Genomic DNA, 14,422 nt, shown 5'->3' on the forward strand with positions numbered 1-14,422 from the left:
TTACGGGTACATGAACATCGGTAGAGCGACGCATACTCTACCGGTCTTGTTATCCGTTAATTATCAATAAAGTGACGCATTCTTTATTATATGTGTGACGCATTATTTTTCAGTAATATTGGATAAATCGTGGTATCATATATGATACGCATGGTGCAAATATATATATAAAAATTTGCACAACAAAATTTTTATCCAAATTTTTGAAATGGGAGTTGTTTATGAGGAGGAGGTATCCTATATCTCCTCTAGGATCAGAGAGTTGAGGAGGGAGAGGCGTCTGACGGTACAGGAACTCGCATACCGTTGCGACATGGAAAGATCCAATTTGAGCCGTATCGAAGCGGGACGCACGAACCTTACGGTCAAAACGATGTGTATCATATGTAACGCGTTGAATGTGAGCTTGAGGGAGGTCATTCGGTAACAGAGATATACCTATATTTATATATTTCCGTGCCGTTGCAAGAAGAGTTCTTTTTTTAGGCTGTTTAGGTAAATTGTCGTATATTTACCAACCAAATGAAATAAGAACCCGCTGTTTGTGAATACAATCGATTTGATCGTCTGCCTTATTCTGGCATTGGCCGTCTGGAACGGCTGGCGCCAAGGCTTTGTCATGCAGATATGTTCGCTGGCCGGAATCGTCGCAGGTATCTGGCTTGCTTCACGTTATGGCGTTTATGTCGGGGAGTGGCTGAAGCTGGACGAGACGGTATCTGCAGTCGGCGGATTCGTCGTGGTCCTGCTGGCCGTGATTCTTCTGGTGGCCGTTGCCGGACGGCTGGTACGCAAGTTGTTTCACTTCGCGGGGTTCGGAATCCCCGACATCGTGCTGGGCATCGCGGTGTCGGTGCTGAAATACATGCTGGTCCTGAGCGTATTGTTCTCGGCGTTCGATTCGCTCAACGAGGATTATACGCTCGTCGGCCCGCAGACGATCGAGAAATCGAAGAGTTACAAGCCCGTCATGCGCCTGTCCGAAGCCGTTTTCCCTTTCTTGGAATGGGTCGGCGAGCAGGTGCCGCAGGAACAAAACGAGGATTAGCCGATGGAAAAACGATTCACCGGAACAGTGGTGCGCGCCACCGGAAGCTGGTACGACGTCCTGCACGACGGCGAGGTCGTCCGCTGCCGTATCCGGGGCCGGCTGCGGCTGCGGGGCGTACGTTCGACCAATCCGGTCGTGGTGGGCGACGAAGTGACCTGCGAGGCCGACGCAGGGGGCGATTACGTCATCTGCGACATTTCGCCCCGCCGCAACTACGTCATCCGCCGGGCGTCGAACCTCTCGAAGGAGTCGCATATCATCGCGGCCAACGTCGATCAGGCTCTGCTGATGGCGACGCTGCGTTCTCCTGAAACCGCCACGGAGTTCGTGGACCGGTTTCTGGTGACCTGCGAAGCCTATAAGGTGCCCGTCACGATCCTGCTTTCGAAAATCGACCTGCAGGACCCGCAGGCCGTCGCAGACTTTCATGCCGTGTACGAAAGCGCCGGATACCGCGTCATGGAGGTTTCCTCCGCCACGGGCGAAGGCGTCGGTGCGGTACACGAGCTACTCAAAGGGCGTACGACCCTCGTTTCGGGCAATTCGGGCGTCGGAAAATCGACGCTCATCCGCGCCATCGACCCCTCGCTGGACATCCGTACGGGCGAAATCTCCGAAAGCCACCACAAGGGACGGCACACGACGACCTTTTCGACGATGTACCCGCTGGCCGAAGGCGGCGCAGTGATCGACACGCCGGGCATCAAGGGTTTCGGGCTGATCGACATCGACGATGCCGAGTTGTGGCATTACTTCCCCGAAATGATGCGCACGGCCCCCGACTGCCGGTTTTACAACTGCACCCACACCCACGAACCGGGATGTGCGGTGGTCGAAGCCGTCGAACGGGGGCAGATCGCCTATCCCCGCTACGAAAGTTACCTCAAAATACTCGATGAAGATGAAAAATACCGCAAATAAGGGTGCTGAATGGTACGCTGAACGTATCGCCTGCCTTGCGGAGTTCACGACCTCCGAGCGTTATGAAGTACTCCGCCGCACGGTCGCCATGCGTACGCGATACATGACCGTGCTGGCCGAGAATATGTACCACGGACAGAACGCCGCCGCTCTAATCCGCCACTGCGAGGCGTTCGGCGTGCAGGAGATGCACACCGTCGAGACGCTGTGCCGCTTCGAACCCAATCCCGACATCGTGCGCGGCACCGACCAATGGGTCGATGTCCGGCGTCATCCCTCGACGGGAGAAGCCCTCGCCGCACTGCGCGGTGCGGGATACCGCATCGTTGCGACTACGCCCCACCGCGAAGACGTGACGCCCGAAACGTTCGACGTCGCCGCAGGGTCTTTCGCATTGGTTTTCGGCACCGAACACGCCGGAATCTCGGACGAGGTGATCGCCGGAGCCGACGAATTCCTGCGCATCCCGATGTGCGGCATGGTCGAGAGCCTGAATGTTTCGGCGTCGGCCGCGATCCTGATCTACATGCTCTCCGAGCGGATGCGGCTCACGGTCGGGGAGTGGTGCATGACCGACGCGCAGCAGGCCGAGACCCTCTTCGGCTGGATGCGCCGCAGCGTGAAGGATGCGGACGCGATATTGCAGCGGAAATTCAAAGATTGACAATGAATACCATTTTACGCAAACAATTTCTGGCCCACGTGGGCCAGACTTCGCCGTCGCCGATGCTCGTCGAAGTCGAACGCGCCGAAGGGTCGTTTTTCTACACGCCCGAAGGCAAGCGTTACTACGACTTGGTGGCGGGCGTTTCGGTGAGCAACGTCGGCCACTGCAATCCCGCCGTGGTGCGGGCCGTGCAGGAGCAGGCGGCGCGCTATATGCACGTGATGGTCTACGGCGAGCTGGTCGAGACGCCGCAGGTGGAATATGCCTCGAAGCTCGCGTCGCTGCTGCCCGGAGGACTCGAAAGCGTCTATTTCGTCAATTCGGGCGCTGAAGCGGTCGAGGGCGCTTTGAAGCTGGCCAAGCGTTTCACGGGCCGCACGGAGCTGATCTCCATGCGTCGCGCCTACCACGGTTCGACCCACGGCTCGATGAGCATGATGGGGGCGCCCGAAGGCGAAGAGTGGAAAGGGGCGTTCCGGCCCCTGCTGCCCGACGTGCAGGCGATCGAATTCAACGATTTCGACGCGCTGAACCGCATCACGCGACGCACGGCCTGCGTGCTGGCCGAACCCGTGCAGGGCGAAGCGGGCGTCCGGACGCCCGCACCGGGCTATCTGGAGGCCCTGCGGCGGCGGTGCGACGAGGTGGGCGCCCTGCTGGTCTTCGACGAGATACAGACCGGCATGGGACGCACGGGGCAATTGTTCGCCATGCTCAAATACGGCGTTACACCCGATATCGTATGCCTGGCCAAGGCGTTCGGCGGCGGCATGCCGCTGGGGGCGTTCGTGGCGCGGCGCGAAATCATGGATACGCTGCAAACCGATCCGGTTCTGGGACATATCACCACCTTCGGCGGACACCCGGTCTGTTGTGCGGCGGGGCTGGCGGCGTTGAATTACCTGCTGGACAACAAGGTCGTGGAGCAGGCCGAAGCCAAGGGCGCGCTGTACGAAACGCTGCTGGGGAGCCATCCCGCCGTGCGCGAAATCCGCCGCAGCGGCCTGCTGATAGCCGTCGAGTTGGGCGAATCGGCGAAACTGTATCGCACGATGGAACTGTTCAAGGATGCCGGAATCCTGAGCGACTGGTTCCTGTTCTGCGACACGGCATTCCGCATCTCGCCGCCGCTGACGATCTCCGGGGAGGAGGTGCGCGAAAGCGCCGCGCTTATCCGGGAGTGTCTCGACCGGCTGCGGTAGCCGGAACAGGCTGCCAAGACATCCGGCGCGATACCCGCTCCGCCGGGCGTTATTTTTCTTCGGCGAACGCCTTGAGCATGGCGATCTCCTCCGGCCAGCGCTCTTCGTCGGGCGTTTCGAGAATCAGCGGAATGCCGTCGAAACGCGCGTCCTGCATGATGTAGCGGAAACACTCCATGCCGATCATGCCTTCGCCCAGCGGCGTATGACGGTCCACACGGCTGCCCAATATCTTCATGGCATCGTTCAGGTGCATGCCTTTCAGGTATTCGAATCCCACGATGCTGTCCAGCTCCGCGAACGTCTTCTCGCACGCCTCGGCCGTACGCAGGTCGTAACCTGCGGCGAAAGCGTGGCAGGTGTCGATGCAGACGCCTACGCGCGACTTGTCCTCCACGCGGTCGATCAGGTAGGCCAGTTGTTCGAAGGCGAAGCCCAGATTGGACCCCTGTCCCGCCGTATTCTCGATTACGGCCGTCACGCCGTGCGTCTTGTCCAGCGCGATGTTGATCGACTCGGCGATCCGGTCGAGCGACTCTTCGGGCGCGATCTTCTGCAGGTGGCTTCCGGGATGGAAGTTCAGACGGTCCAGCCCCAGCTGCTCGCAACGCTGCATCTCGTCGAGAAACGCCGCGCGCGACTTCTCCAGCCCGTCGCGCTCAGGATGTCCGAGGTTGATCAGGTACGAATCGTGTGGCAGGATCTGGGCCGGGAGGTAGCCGTACTGGTCGCAGACATTGCGGAAAGAGTCGATCTGCGCCGCCGTCAGCGGCGCGGCGACCCACTGCCGCTGGTTTTTGGTGAAAAGTGCGAAAGCCGTAGCCCCTATCTTGTGCGCATTGGCGGGGGCGTTCTCCACACCTCCCGAAGCGCTTACGTGTGCTCCGATATATTTCATGTGAGTATCTTTATATTAACTTAAGACAAAGTTAAGGTTTTTGTAAATAATTTCATAAATTTGCAGTGTAATTTTCCAGATATAAATACTTCACTATGAAACCTTTTTATCTCATATTGACGCTTATTCCGGCTCTTCTGATCGGCCGCACCGTCTCTGCCCAGATTTCCGTCGACGAAGTCGATGCCGGGGAGGAGAGCGTGACTTTTCAGGACAAACTGAAATCCATACCCGTAGATGTCGATTATTTCAGCCGCGCCCGTTACAAGGCCGAGCGCGCCGCGATCCGCAAGGAGCGCAACTACCTCGAATTCAACAGCGGGGTGCAGGGCGCGCTTACCTCGTACAACGACCCTTGGATCTCGGTGTCGGGCGGTGACAACTCCATCGCGCTTACGGCGGTGATCGGCCTGCGCCATGTTTTCACCAAGAATCTTTTCACCATCGAAACCAAGTTCAGTGCCAAGCTGGGCTATAACCGGATGAAGGTGGAGACGCAGCGTCTCGATGCCGACGGCAATCCGATGGTCGACGACAGCGGCAACAAGATTATGGACAGCGAGGGCGTCTGGTTCAAGAATCAGGACGAATTCGTGGTCTCGGTCGCCCCGTCGTTCAAGATGTCCGAAAACTGGTCCTACGGTTCGATCCTGAACTTCCGCAGCCAGTTCGTCAACGGCTATAAATCGCGCACGGAGCAGAAAAAGGAGCACCTCAAGAGCAAGTTCATGACTCCGGGTTACCTCGACATTTCGCTCGGTATCACCTACAAAAGTCCCAAACCTAAATTCCCGATCGTGATCAACCTCTCGCCGATCGCGCTGAACGCCACCTTTGCCGAAAACGACTGGATCCGCAGACGGCAGGTGGAAGAAAGAGTAGACAGCGAAGGCAAAAAGACAGAGACTGAGATAAAGCCGGCATACAACTACGGTATCGAAGATCCCGACAAGACGTCGAAATACGAAGGCGGCTCCTCGATCCAGATCGACTTCGACCGCACGTTCGGCAAAACGGGATTCCTGCGCTACCGCACGACGCTCTACTCCTTCTACGGCTGGATCACCGATATCGGCCAGAAGAACAAGATCAGCGACTATACGAAGTTCCGCCATGCCTACGAAGAATGGGACAAGACAGCCAATAAAGACATCAAGGACAAGCCCCGGCTGCCGATCCATCCGATCGCACGCTGGGAAAATACGCTCGACATCAAGGCAACAAAATACCTCTCCACGACGTTAAGTTTCCAGCTCTATTACAACCGGGCGCAGAACGTCGATGTGCAGACCCGTACGCTGCTGAGCGTCGGACTGACCTATACCTTTAAGAACAAATAATTTACAGCCCGACGGCGGCGTGCCGTGCGTCGGGTGACCGACAATGTACAAAAATTCGAAATACACCATCCTCTTCCCGCTGCTGCTGGCAGCGGGCGTCGTATTGGGCCTGTTGCTGGGACAGTACATGGGCCGCAACAGCACCACTTCGCAGATCAAAGGCATGCTCCGGCAGATGGCCCTGCCGACCAACAAACTGACTTACACGCTCTCGCTGATCGAGAACCAGTATGTCGATTCGGTGGCGATGGATTCGCTGGCCGAACATGTCATACCGCTGCTGGTCAAGGAGCTGGATCCGCATTCGGTCTACATTCCGGCTGCCGAGATGCAGCAGCTGAACGAACCGCTGGAGGGCGAGTTCGACGGCATCGGCGTGGTCTTCAACATGGCCACCGACACGGTGATCGTGCTGAACGTCATCCCGCAGGGACCGAGCGACAAGGCCGGAATCAAGGCCGGCGACCGCATCATCGAGATCAACGACACGCTCGTGGCGGGACAGAAGATTCCGCAGCGCGACGTGGTGAAGAAACTGCGCGGTCCGCGCGGCACGACAGTGCACCTCGGACTCGGACGGCAGGGAATCGGCGAGCTGGTCGGCGTCGATGTCGTACGCGACAAGATTCCGATCAAGAGCATCGAATCGGCATTCCGCATCGCCGACGGCATCGGTTACATCAAACTGGGGCAGTTCGCCCGCACCACCTCCGCGGAGATGGAGCAGGCGCTGGCTTCGCTGCGGGCGGAAGGCGTCACCAAACTGATCTTCGACCTCAGGGGCAATTCGGGCGGCTATCTCGATCAGGCGATTCTGGTCGCCAACGAATTCCTGCACAAGGAGCAGCTGATCGTCTATACTGAGGACCGCCATCACCAGCAACAGCGCGAATATGCCGACGGCACCGGTTCGGCGCAGGACATGGACGTCGTTGTGCTGATCGACGAGGGGAGCGCCTCTTCGAGCGAAATCCTCGCGGGAGCCTTGCAGGACAACGACCGTGGTACGATTGTTGGACGTCGTTCGTTCGGAAAGGGACTCGTACAGCGTCAGATACCTTACAGCGACGGATCGGCCCTGCGGCTTACGACGGCACGTTATTACACGCCCACGGGCCGCTCGATCCAGAAGCCCTATACGATCGGCGACGACGAAAGCTACGAGGAGGACATTTGGAACCGCTACCGGAACAACGAGTTTTTCTCGGCCGACAGCATCCACTTCGCCGACTCGCTCAAACGGACGACGCCCGGCGGCAAGGTGGTTTACGGCGGCGGCGGCATCATGCCCGACGTTTTCGTGCCGGCCGACACGACCGACGTGACGAAATACTTCGTCGAGGTGGCGGGGCGCAACATCCTCTACCGCTACACGATCGAGTACGCCGACCGTCACCGCGAGGCGCTCAACGCCGTGAAGACGATTCCCGAACTGCAGGCCCTGCTCGACGGCGACCGGGGTCTGGTCGAGGACTTCATCCGCTATGCGGCGCGTCAGGGCGTAGCTCCGAATTACCGCGACATCGCCCGTTCGCGCAAACTGATCGAAGCCCAGCTCAGGGCCTACATCGGCCGCAATACGGCACTGGAGGACAACGGATTTTACGCCAACATCTATCCCGTGGACAACGTGATAGTACGCGCGGTCGGGATATTAAACGAGACACGAGAAAATGATTAAAAAGCTTATCGGTATTATTGTAGCAACGGCCGTGATCGTCATCATCGTCATTGCGGCTATCCGGCGCGACAATTTCCAGTCGATGGTACTGCGCGACGAAATCGAGGACCAGACTTATCCGGAACCGGTCGCGTCACAACAGCCTGCGACGCCAGTCCCCGTTGAAACGGAGACGACGGATTCCATATCCGTCGAAGTGATCGATTCGCTTCGGTAAGCCGGAAGCTTTGTCGGACGCGGCCCGGAAACGGGTGTCCTGCAGATCGAAAAACGGACGGCGGCTCTTTGGGCCGCCGTCCGTTTGCATGAATCCGCCACCGTTCGCACGAATCTTTCTCCTTATCGTGCAGTATTCGAAGCTTTTCTGCGTTTAATATACAGAATCAGACAATCCCGGTTTGTACGCAGCCTCCGTACTATCCTCCGTTTGCATTAGAAGTTCCGGCTGCGACTGCAGCCGGGATTTTTCATTTCCGAAGAACCGCCGCTCCTTCCTGCCGCTTTCCGGTTGTTTTTCCGTCGCCTTCCGGGTGTTTCCCCCCCCCGCTTTCTGGTTATCATTCCGGCTCCTTCTGGTCGCCTTCCCGCCGCCGTCCCGCTTGCTTTTCCTGTGACTTCCGGTTGCTTTCCCGCCGCTCTCTGGTTGCCCTTCCGTCACCTTCCCGTTATCTTCCCGGTTGTCTTCCCGGTTGTCTTTCCATCGCCTTCCGGTTCTTTCCCGCCGCCGTCCCGTTGCAGCCTTTCTTAACTTATGCCGACGATTCAGGGCCGCGGATATTGTAAGGCCGCGGCCTTTTTCCGGCAATCCGGTTTTCCGGCAAAACAGGTTGCCCGGCAGACCGTTTGGTTTTCCGGCAGAGTGTTCCGGGCAAACCGGTTTCTCGGCCGGCCGGCGCCCCAACGAAAAGCAGCAGTCCGAATCCGGACTGCTGCATACCTCGATAGCCCTTGCGGGCGATCAGTAATACTTGATCTCCCTGCCTTCGATAGCCGAAAGGAGGTTGTTCGCGGCAGAGGAGGCGCCGATGCGGAACATATCCGTATTGAGCCATTCCGGGCCGAGAATCTCCTCGACGATCGTATAGTAGAGGGCGGCGTCCTCGGCCGTGCGGACGCCTCCTGCGGCCTTGAATCCCACCTTGCGGCCCGTCTTCTGGTAGTAGTCGCGGATCGCCTGACACATGACCACGGCCGCTTCGGGCGTTGCGGCCACGTCGATCTTTCCGGTCGAGGTCTTTACGAAATCGGCTCCTGCGAACATCGAAAGCAGCGATGCCTTGCGGATCAGATCGGGTGTTTTGAGCGCCCCCGATTCGATGATGACCTTCAGCACGACGTCGGCGTCCATCTCCGAGCGGATCACCTCGACCTCATTTGCCGCCTCGTCGTATTCTCCCGTAAGCATGCGGCCCACATTGAGTACGATATCCACCTCGTCGGCGCCGTTCTCGATGGCCATCGCCACTTCGAGCGCCTTTACTTCGAGGAAGGTCTGCGCCGCGGGAAATCCGCCGCCGACGCTCGTGATCTTCATCGGAGTGCCGTCCACGGCCAACCCGACGGTCTCGACGAATGCCGGATAGATGCAGATCGAGGCCACGTTGGGAATATGCGGGAATTTCTGGTAGAATTCGGCCGTCTTGCGGGCGAACTCGGTCACCGAGGTCACCGAGTCGTTGCACGACAGGGTCGTGATGTCGATGGCCGAGTAACACATTTTATATACTTCCGCATTATGATTGCGCTTCGCGGCTTCGCGGATGCGGGCGACCTCTTCGGCCACCTGCGCTTCGCTCCATGCCGGAGCGTATTCATTCAGATGATTGGCGTACTCCATAATGTATCCCTGTTTTTTACAAAATTAGGAAAAATAATTCACACCCGCTATCTTCGGCCTGCAAATATTTTCCCGGTATCCTGCAAAAAAAGGGCCTGAACCGATGGTCCAGACCCTTTTCTCTTAATCTGACGGCGATTATTTGTTCAGCGCCTTCAGGTTGATGTCGTTGGCAGCCTTCTGAGCCAGTTTCGGGTTCTTCGAAACGGCGCTCTTCAGCTGAGCCTCAGCGGTCTTCAGGTCGCCCTCTTTAGCGGCGATCACTGCGCGCAGGTAGTCTGCGTCAGCCGAGTTGTCCTTGGCGATAGCCTTCTTGGCAGCCGACAGGTCGTTGTTCATAACCTGAGCAACAGCCTCGTTGTAACCGTCGAGGTTCTTGGCGGCACTCTTGTAGTCACCCTCGGCAGCAGCGATAGCGGCCTTGGCCTGAGCGTCGGCAGCCTGAGCGTACTTCTTGGCCTCGGCAGTGTTGCCGTTAGCCAGATTGGCGAGGATGAGGTTCTTGTTGATCTCGCTCGACGAGTCGGTCTTGGCGGCCTTCTCGAACGACTTCAGCGCAGCGGCTTTGTCACCGGCCTTGGCCTGAGCGATACCGAGGTTGTTGTATACGCGGGCGTCGTTGAACTTCTTCGAAGCGACGGTCAGGATGGCAACCTGCTCCTCGGCGCCGTTGGCCAGCGCCTCGGCAGCGTAGAGGTACTCCTCGACGGTCAGGTCCTGACCGTTCTTGAAGGCAGCCATGATCTCGGCGTCGGTCTTGCCCTGAATGTCGGTGCTGTTGACGATCTGCGAACGGCGCAGTTCGGGAAGGATCTCCTCTTTCAGTTCGTTGAATACCGACGACATGTTCTTGATCTCGCTCTCACGCTCTGCGGACGAGTTGTAGAGGCTCAGCACCTGCAGAATGAGGTTCTTGTCCTTGATGTCCGATTTCTCGACCAGCTCCTTGAAGCCGTCCCAGTCCTCGCCGTAAGCTGCGGCGTCGACATCCAGACCCGAATCCTTCAGCAGTTTGGCAACGACCTTCTTACCCGATTCGCTGCGGGCTTTCGACAGCTTGTCGTTGAACTTCACGGGACCGTCGGGCGAAGCATAGCCCTTCACGGCGATGTTCTGCGTTGCGCGGTCGTTCTGCAGTTTGGCGTCTACGTCGGCCTTGAAGGCGTCGAGATTGGCTTTCTTCTCGTTCTTCTTGGTTACGACCGAAGAGTTGATCGCATAGAGCAGATCGGTCTTGTCAACTACGGTGTGCACCTTCTTGTAGTTGTTGGCCATCGGAGCCATCAGGTCCGAATATTTGAGGTCCTTCTGCAGGGTGTTCAGACCGTAAACGACGGTCAGGCCGAATTCCTTGGCCAGAGCGGCCTTGGCAGCCTCGTCGTTGCCGGCCAGCACGGCGGCCTGCTCCTTGGTCGGGATGGCGCCGGTGTTCAGGTTCACGAGCGTGAACTCCTTGCACTTGCCGCCCGGACACTTGATCTCGGCGCGGAGCTGCAGAGCACACTTGTCCATGCGGGGATCGTACGGGAACTCTACGTGCTGCGTATAGCTGCCGCCGTTCTTCTTGTCTACTACGGTGTAGTTCTCGTCCACTTTCGAACCTTGGAGGTATTTGGCTGCGCCTGCAACCTCGCCGCCCTCGAATACGATCACGGGAGTTACCTTGATAACGGCTTTCGCATTGAAGTATTTGACCGGGAACGTAACGTTGATGTCTGCGGCTACGATGCCGTTGTTCAGCGTCAGAATTTCGGGAGTGACGGTCAGGTTGATGTCGTCCCGGTTCTTAGCCATCTTCTTGAAGCAATTACAACTCGAGAATGCCAGTGCGGCAGCAACGAGTACAACGCTCAATTTCATTAGATTTTTCATAATCGTAAAATTAATGTGTTTATTTAAATGTTTGCCTTTTTCCTGTTACTTTCGCGGAAGTTCCGATTCGCAAGACGCCGTTTGGGCGTCCGGGTTTCGGAATTCAACCCGCTGAACAACGCAAATATAGAAAACTCTTGGTAAATGTGCAATATTTCGGACATTATTTCGATACTTTTTCGTCCGAAATAAGCACATTGACAGTCTGTTTACTCCTCTTTGCGTCCGGGACGGTCGCGGCGCTCGCGGCGTTCGCCGCGGTCGGGACGGTCTTCGCGGGGACGACGCTCGCGCTCCACATAGCCTTCGGGCTTGGGCAGCAGCACCTTGCGCGACAATTTGAGCTTGTTGGTCTTGGGGTCGATGCCGATCAGCTTCACGTCGATCTCGTCGCCCTCTTTCAGGCCGGTCTCCTCCATGGTTTCGAAACGCTTGTAGTCGATCTCCGAAATATGGAGCAGGGCGTCCTTGCCGGGCATGATCTCGACGAATGCGCCGAAGGTGACGATCGAACGGATCTTGCCGTGGTAGGTCTCGCCGACCTCCGGAATCGCAACGATAGCCTTGATGCGGTTCAGCGCGCCGTCGAGCGCGGTCTTGTCCTGTCCGAAGATGTCCACGATGCCCTTGTTGTCCACCTCCGTGATGGTGATGGTCGTGCCCGTAGTCTTCTGGATGTCCTGAATCACCTTGCCGCCGGGGCCGATCACGGCGCCGATCATGTCCTGCGGAATGGTGATCTGAACGATGCGCGGCACGAAAGGCTTGTAGTCGGCGCGCGGCTCGGCGATGCACTCGGTGAGTTTGCCGAGGATGTGCAGGCGTCCCTTGCGGGCCTGTTCCAGCGCGGCGGCCAGCACTTCGTACGAAAGGCCGTCCACCTTGATGTCCATCTGGGTGGCGGTGATGCCGTCCTTGGTGCCCGTCACCTTGAAGTCCATGTCTCCGAGGTGGTCCTCATCGCCCAGAATGTCCGACAGTACGGCCCATTTGCCGCTCTGGGAGTCGGAAATCAGACCCATGGCGATACCCGACACGGGTTTTTTGAGCTTCACGCCGGCGTCCATCAGGGCCAGCGTACCGGCGCAGACGGTAGCCATCGACGACGAACCGTTCGATTCGAGGATGTCCGAAACGACGCGCACGGCGTAGGGGTTCTCCTCGCCCAGCGGAACCATCGGCTTCAGGGCGCGCCATGCCAGATGGCCGTGGCCGATCTCGCGGCGGCTCAGGCCGCGTGCGGCCTTGGCCTCGCCCGTCGAGAAGGGCGGGAAGTTATAGTGGAGCACGAACTGATCGGTGCCCTGCACCAGCACTTCGTCCTTCTGCTTTTCGTCGAGTTTCGTGCCGAGCGTAACGCTGGTCAGCGACTGCGTTTCGCCGCGGGTGAAGATCGCCGAACCGTGGGCGGCGGGCAGGTAGTCCACCTCGCACCAGATCGGACGGATCTCGTCGGTCTTGCGGCCGTCGAGACGCAGGCCCTCGTCGAGGATCATGTTGCGCATGGCCTTCTTCTGCACATCGTCGTGGAAGTATTTGTGGATCAGCATGGCTTTCTCGGCCAGCTCCTCCTCCGAATAGCGCGCGGCAAATTCGGCTTCGAGGGCATTGAACATATCCTCGCGCTCGTGCTTCATCGTACCGCTGGTGGCGATGGCGTAGGCCTTGTCGTAAAGCTCCTTGACGATGAGCTGGCGCAGCTCCTCGTCGTTCTCCTCGTGGCAGTAGGTGCGTTTCACGTCCTTGCCCAGCTCTTTCGAAAGCTCGATCTGTACGGCGCAGTGCTTCTTGATCTCCTCGTGTGCGAACTTGATGGCTCCGAGCATCACCTCTTCCGAAACCTCTTTCATCTCGCCTTCGACCATCAGGATGTTGTCGATCGTACCGCCGACCATGATGTCGAGGTCCACGCGGTCCATCTCCGAGAATTTGGGGTTGATGACGTACTCTCCGTCGAGACGTGCAACGCGGACCTCCGAGATGGGGCCTCCGAACGGAATGTCCGAAACGGCCAGTGCGGCCGAAGCGGCCAGACCGGCCAGCGCGTCGGGCTGAATATCCTTGTCGGCCGAAATGAGGTTCACCGTCACGTAAACTTCGGCGTGGTAATCCGCGGGGAACAGGGGACGCAGGGCGCGGTCGATCAGACGGGCGACGAGAATCTCACTGTCGTTGGCGCGGCCTTCGCGCTTCATGAAGCCGCCGGGATAGCGTCCGCACGAAGCGTACTTCTCTTTGTACTCCACTTGGAGCGGCATGAAATCGGTGTCGGGTTTTGCGTCCTTGGCGGCTACTACCGTGGCCAAGAGCATCGTATCGCCCTGCTTGACCACCACCGAGCCGTCGGCCTGCTTGGCCAGTTTGCCCGTTTCGATCTCGATCTGGCGTCCGTCGGCCAGCGTAATGATCTTGCGGACTGCATTGTACAGCTTTTTGTCTTCCATAAAAAAAATTAACCTATAGTGTTTTTCGAATCGTTGTCTTTACGAAAATGAAGGCAACCCCTTCCGGGAATTGCCCTCATTTCTTCCTCGCGGATTACTTGCGGAGATTGAGCGTCTTGACGATGGCGCGGTAGCGCTCGATGTCGACCTCCTTCAGGTACTCCAGCAACGCGCGGCGCTTGCCGACCAGACGCAGCAGCGAACGCTGCGTGCCGAAGTCGTGCTTGTTGCTTTTGAGGTGTTCTGTAAGGTGGCTGATACGGTACGAAAACAGTGCGATCTGGCTCTCAGGAGAACCCGTGTCGGTGTTAGACTTGCCGTACTGGCCGAAAAGCTCTTGCTTTTTCTCAGCTGTTAAATAAGCCATTTTTTTGAAATTTATTCAGTTCCACTCTACGACGCATTCCCCTTACCGTGAATAACGCCAGAGCGTCCGGCAAAGTTACGAATTAATTGGAAATTAAGTATTAAAAATCAAAAAATTATTGTCTTCGGACTGAAAAACGTAA

13 protein-coding genes are annotated in these 14,422 nt (G+C 57.7%); 8 read left to right on the forward strand and 5 right to left on the reverse strand.

Annotated features, from left to right (window positions below):
* The first annotated feature begins 208 nt into the window (after positions 1-208).
* From ACESTR_RS09650 to ACESTR_RS09670, 5 genes are all read left to right on the forward strand, one after another.
* The gene (locus ACESTR_RS09650; RefSeq protein ID WP_014775174.1) at positions 209-427 is read left to right on the forward strand and encodes a helix-turn-helix domain-containing protein; all 219 of its coding nucleotides are present in this window, start codon (positions 209-211) and stop codon (positions 425-427) included.
* Between the two features lie 117 nt (positions 428-544).
* Positions 545-1,048, forward strand: coding sequence for a CvpA family protein (locus ACESTR_RS09655; protein WP_130062548.1), 504 nt, complete (start codon positions 545-547; stop codon positions 1,046-1,048).
* 3 nt (positions 1,049-1,051) lie between these two features.
* Positions 1,052-1,972: a ribosome small subunit-dependent GTPase A gene (rsgA, locus tag ACESTR_RS09660; protein WP_130062547.1), complete on the forward strand. Its 921-nt coding sequence runs from the start codon at positions 1,052-1,054 to the stop codon at positions 1,970-1,972.
* Positions 1,953-2,636, forward strand: coding sequence for a TrmH family RNA methyltransferase (locus ACESTR_RS09665; RefSeq protein WP_130062546.1), 684 nt, complete (start codon positions 1,953-1,955; stop codon positions 2,634-2,636). Before rsgA ends, ACESTR_RS09665 begins: the two co-directional genes overlap by 20 nt.
* Positions 2,637-2,638: 2 nt before the next feature.
* Complete coding sequence (locus ACESTR_RS09670; protein ID WP_302576541.1) at positions 2,639-3,841, forward strand: aspartate aminotransferase family protein; 1,203 nt, start codon at positions 2,639-2,641, stop codon at positions 3,839-3,841.
* 49 nt (positions 3,842-3,890) lie between these two features.
* Here the strand turns inward: ACESTR_RS09670 and nfo are convergent, their stop codons facing one another.
* Positions 3,891-4,739, reverse strand: coding sequence for a deoxyribonuclease IV (nfo, locus tag ACESTR_RS09675; protein ID WP_014775177.1), 849 nt, complete (start codon positions 4,737-4,739; stop codon positions 3,891-3,893).
* A 95-nt stretch (positions 4,740-4,834) separates the two neighbouring features.
* Between nfo and ACESTR_RS09680 the strand changes: the two genes are divergently transcribed.
* From ACESTR_RS09680 to ACESTR_RS09690, 3 genes are read left to right on the forward strand one after another with little or no spacing between them, the layout of a single operon-like run.
* Positions 4,835-6,079, forward strand: a complete 1,245-nt coding sequence (locus tag ACESTR_RS09680; protein ID WP_009596698.1) for a DUF3078 domain-containing protein — start codon at positions 4,835-4,837, stop codon at positions 6,077-6,079.
* A 43-nt stretch (positions 6,080-6,122) separates the two neighbouring features.
* The gene (locus ACESTR_RS09685) at positions 6,123-7,760 is read left to right on the forward strand and encodes a S41 family peptidase (RefSeq protein WP_009596708.1); all 1,638 of its coding nucleotides are present in this window, start codon (positions 6,123-6,125) and stop codon (positions 7,758-7,760) included.
* The gene (locus ACESTR_RS09690; protein ID WP_009596710.1) at positions 7,753-7,977 is read left to right on the forward strand and encodes a hypothetical protein; all 225 of its coding nucleotides are present in this window, start codon (positions 7,753-7,755) and stop codon (positions 7,975-7,977) included. Before ACESTR_RS09685 ends, ACESTR_RS09690 begins: the two co-directional genes overlap by 8 nt.
* 741 nt (positions 7,978-8,718) lie before the next feature.
* Here ACESTR_RS09690 and deoC read toward each other — a convergent pair.
* From deoC to rpsO, 4 genes are all read right to left on the reverse strand, one after another.
* Positions 8,719-9,597, reverse strand: a complete 879-nt coding sequence (deoC, locus tag ACESTR_RS09695; RefSeq protein WP_014775181.1) for a deoxyribose-phosphate aldolase — start codon at positions 9,595-9,597, stop codon at positions 8,719-8,721.
* Between the two features lie 138 nt (positions 9,598-9,735).
* The gene (locus ACESTR_RS09700) at positions 9,736-11,457 is read right to left on the reverse strand and encodes a hypothetical protein (protein WP_373179193.1); all 1,722 of its coding nucleotides are present in this window, start codon (positions 11,455-11,457) and stop codon (positions 9,736-9,738) included.
* 221 nt (positions 11,458-11,678) lie between these two features.
* Entirely contained in the window at positions 11,679-13,913 is a 2,235-nt protein-coding gene (gene pnp, locus ACESTR_RS09705) for a polyribonucleotide nucleotidyltransferase (RefSeq protein WP_278433089.1), read from the reverse strand.
* Positions 13,914-14,007: 94 nt separating this feature from the next.
* On the reverse strand, positions 14,008-14,280 hold the full coding sequence (gene rpsO, locus ACESTR_RS09710) for a 30S ribosomal protein S15 (protein ID WP_009596713.1): 273 nt from the start codon (positions 14,278-14,280) through the stop codon (positions 14,008-14,010).
* Positions 14,281-14,422 lie beyond the last annotated feature (142 nt).

The sequence above is a fragment of the Alistipes sp. DJF_B185 genome (assembly GCF_964250025.1).
GTDB classification, from domain to species: Bacteria; Bacteroidota; Bacteroidia; order Bacteroidales; family Rikenellaceae; genus Alistipes; species Alistipes finegoldii.

Excerpts from the sequence above, each read along its gene's own strand:
- pnp (WP_278433089.1), bottom strand. The coding sequence starts at position 13,913 with ATGGAAGACAAAAAGCTGTACAATGCAGTCCGCAAGATCATTACGCTG.
- ACESTR_RS09680 (WP_009596698.1), top strand. The coding sequence starts at position 4,835 with ATGAAACCTTTTTATCTCATATTGACGCTTATTCCGGCTCTTCTGATC.
- ACESTR_RS09650 (WP_014775174.1), top strand. The coding sequence starts at position 209 with ATGGGAGTTGTTTATGAGGAGGAGGTATCCTATATCTCCTCTAGGATC.
- ACESTR_RS09665 (WP_130062546.1), top strand. The coding sequence starts at position 1,953 with ATGAAAAATACCGCAAATAAGGGTGCTGAATGGTACGCTGAACGTATC.
- deoC (WP_014775181.1), bottom strand. The coding sequence starts at position 9,597 with ATGGAGTACGCCAATCATCTGAATGAATACGCTCCGGCATGGAGCGAA.
- rpsO (WP_009596713.1), bottom strand. The coding sequence starts at position 14,280 with ATGGCTTATTTAACAGCTGAGAAAAAGCAAGAGCTTTTCGGCCAGTAC.
- ACESTR_RS09690 (WP_009596710.1), top strand. The coding sequence starts at position 7,753 with ATGATTAAAAAGCTTATCGGTATTATTGTAGCAACGGCCGTGATCGTC.
- nfo (WP_014775177.1), bottom strand. The coding sequence starts at position 4,739 with ATGAAATATATCGGAGCACACGTAAGCGCTTCGGGAGGTGTGGAGAAC.
- ACESTR_RS09670 (WP_302576541.1), top strand. The coding sequence starts at position 2,639 with ATGAATACCATTTTACGCAAACAATTTCTGGCCCACGTGGGCCAGACT.
- ACESTR_RS09700 (WP_373179193.1), bottom strand. The coding sequence starts at position 11,457 with ATGAAATTGAGCGTTGTACTCGTTGCTGCCGCACTGGCATTCTCGAGT.
- ACESTR_RS09685 (WP_009596708.1), top strand. The coding sequence starts at position 6,123 with ATGTACAAAAATTCGAAATACACCATCCTCTTCCCGCTGCTGCTGGCA.
- rsgA (WP_130062547.1), top strand. The coding sequence starts at position 1,052 with ATGGAAAAACGATTCACCGGAACAGTGGTGCGCGCCACCGGAAGCTGG.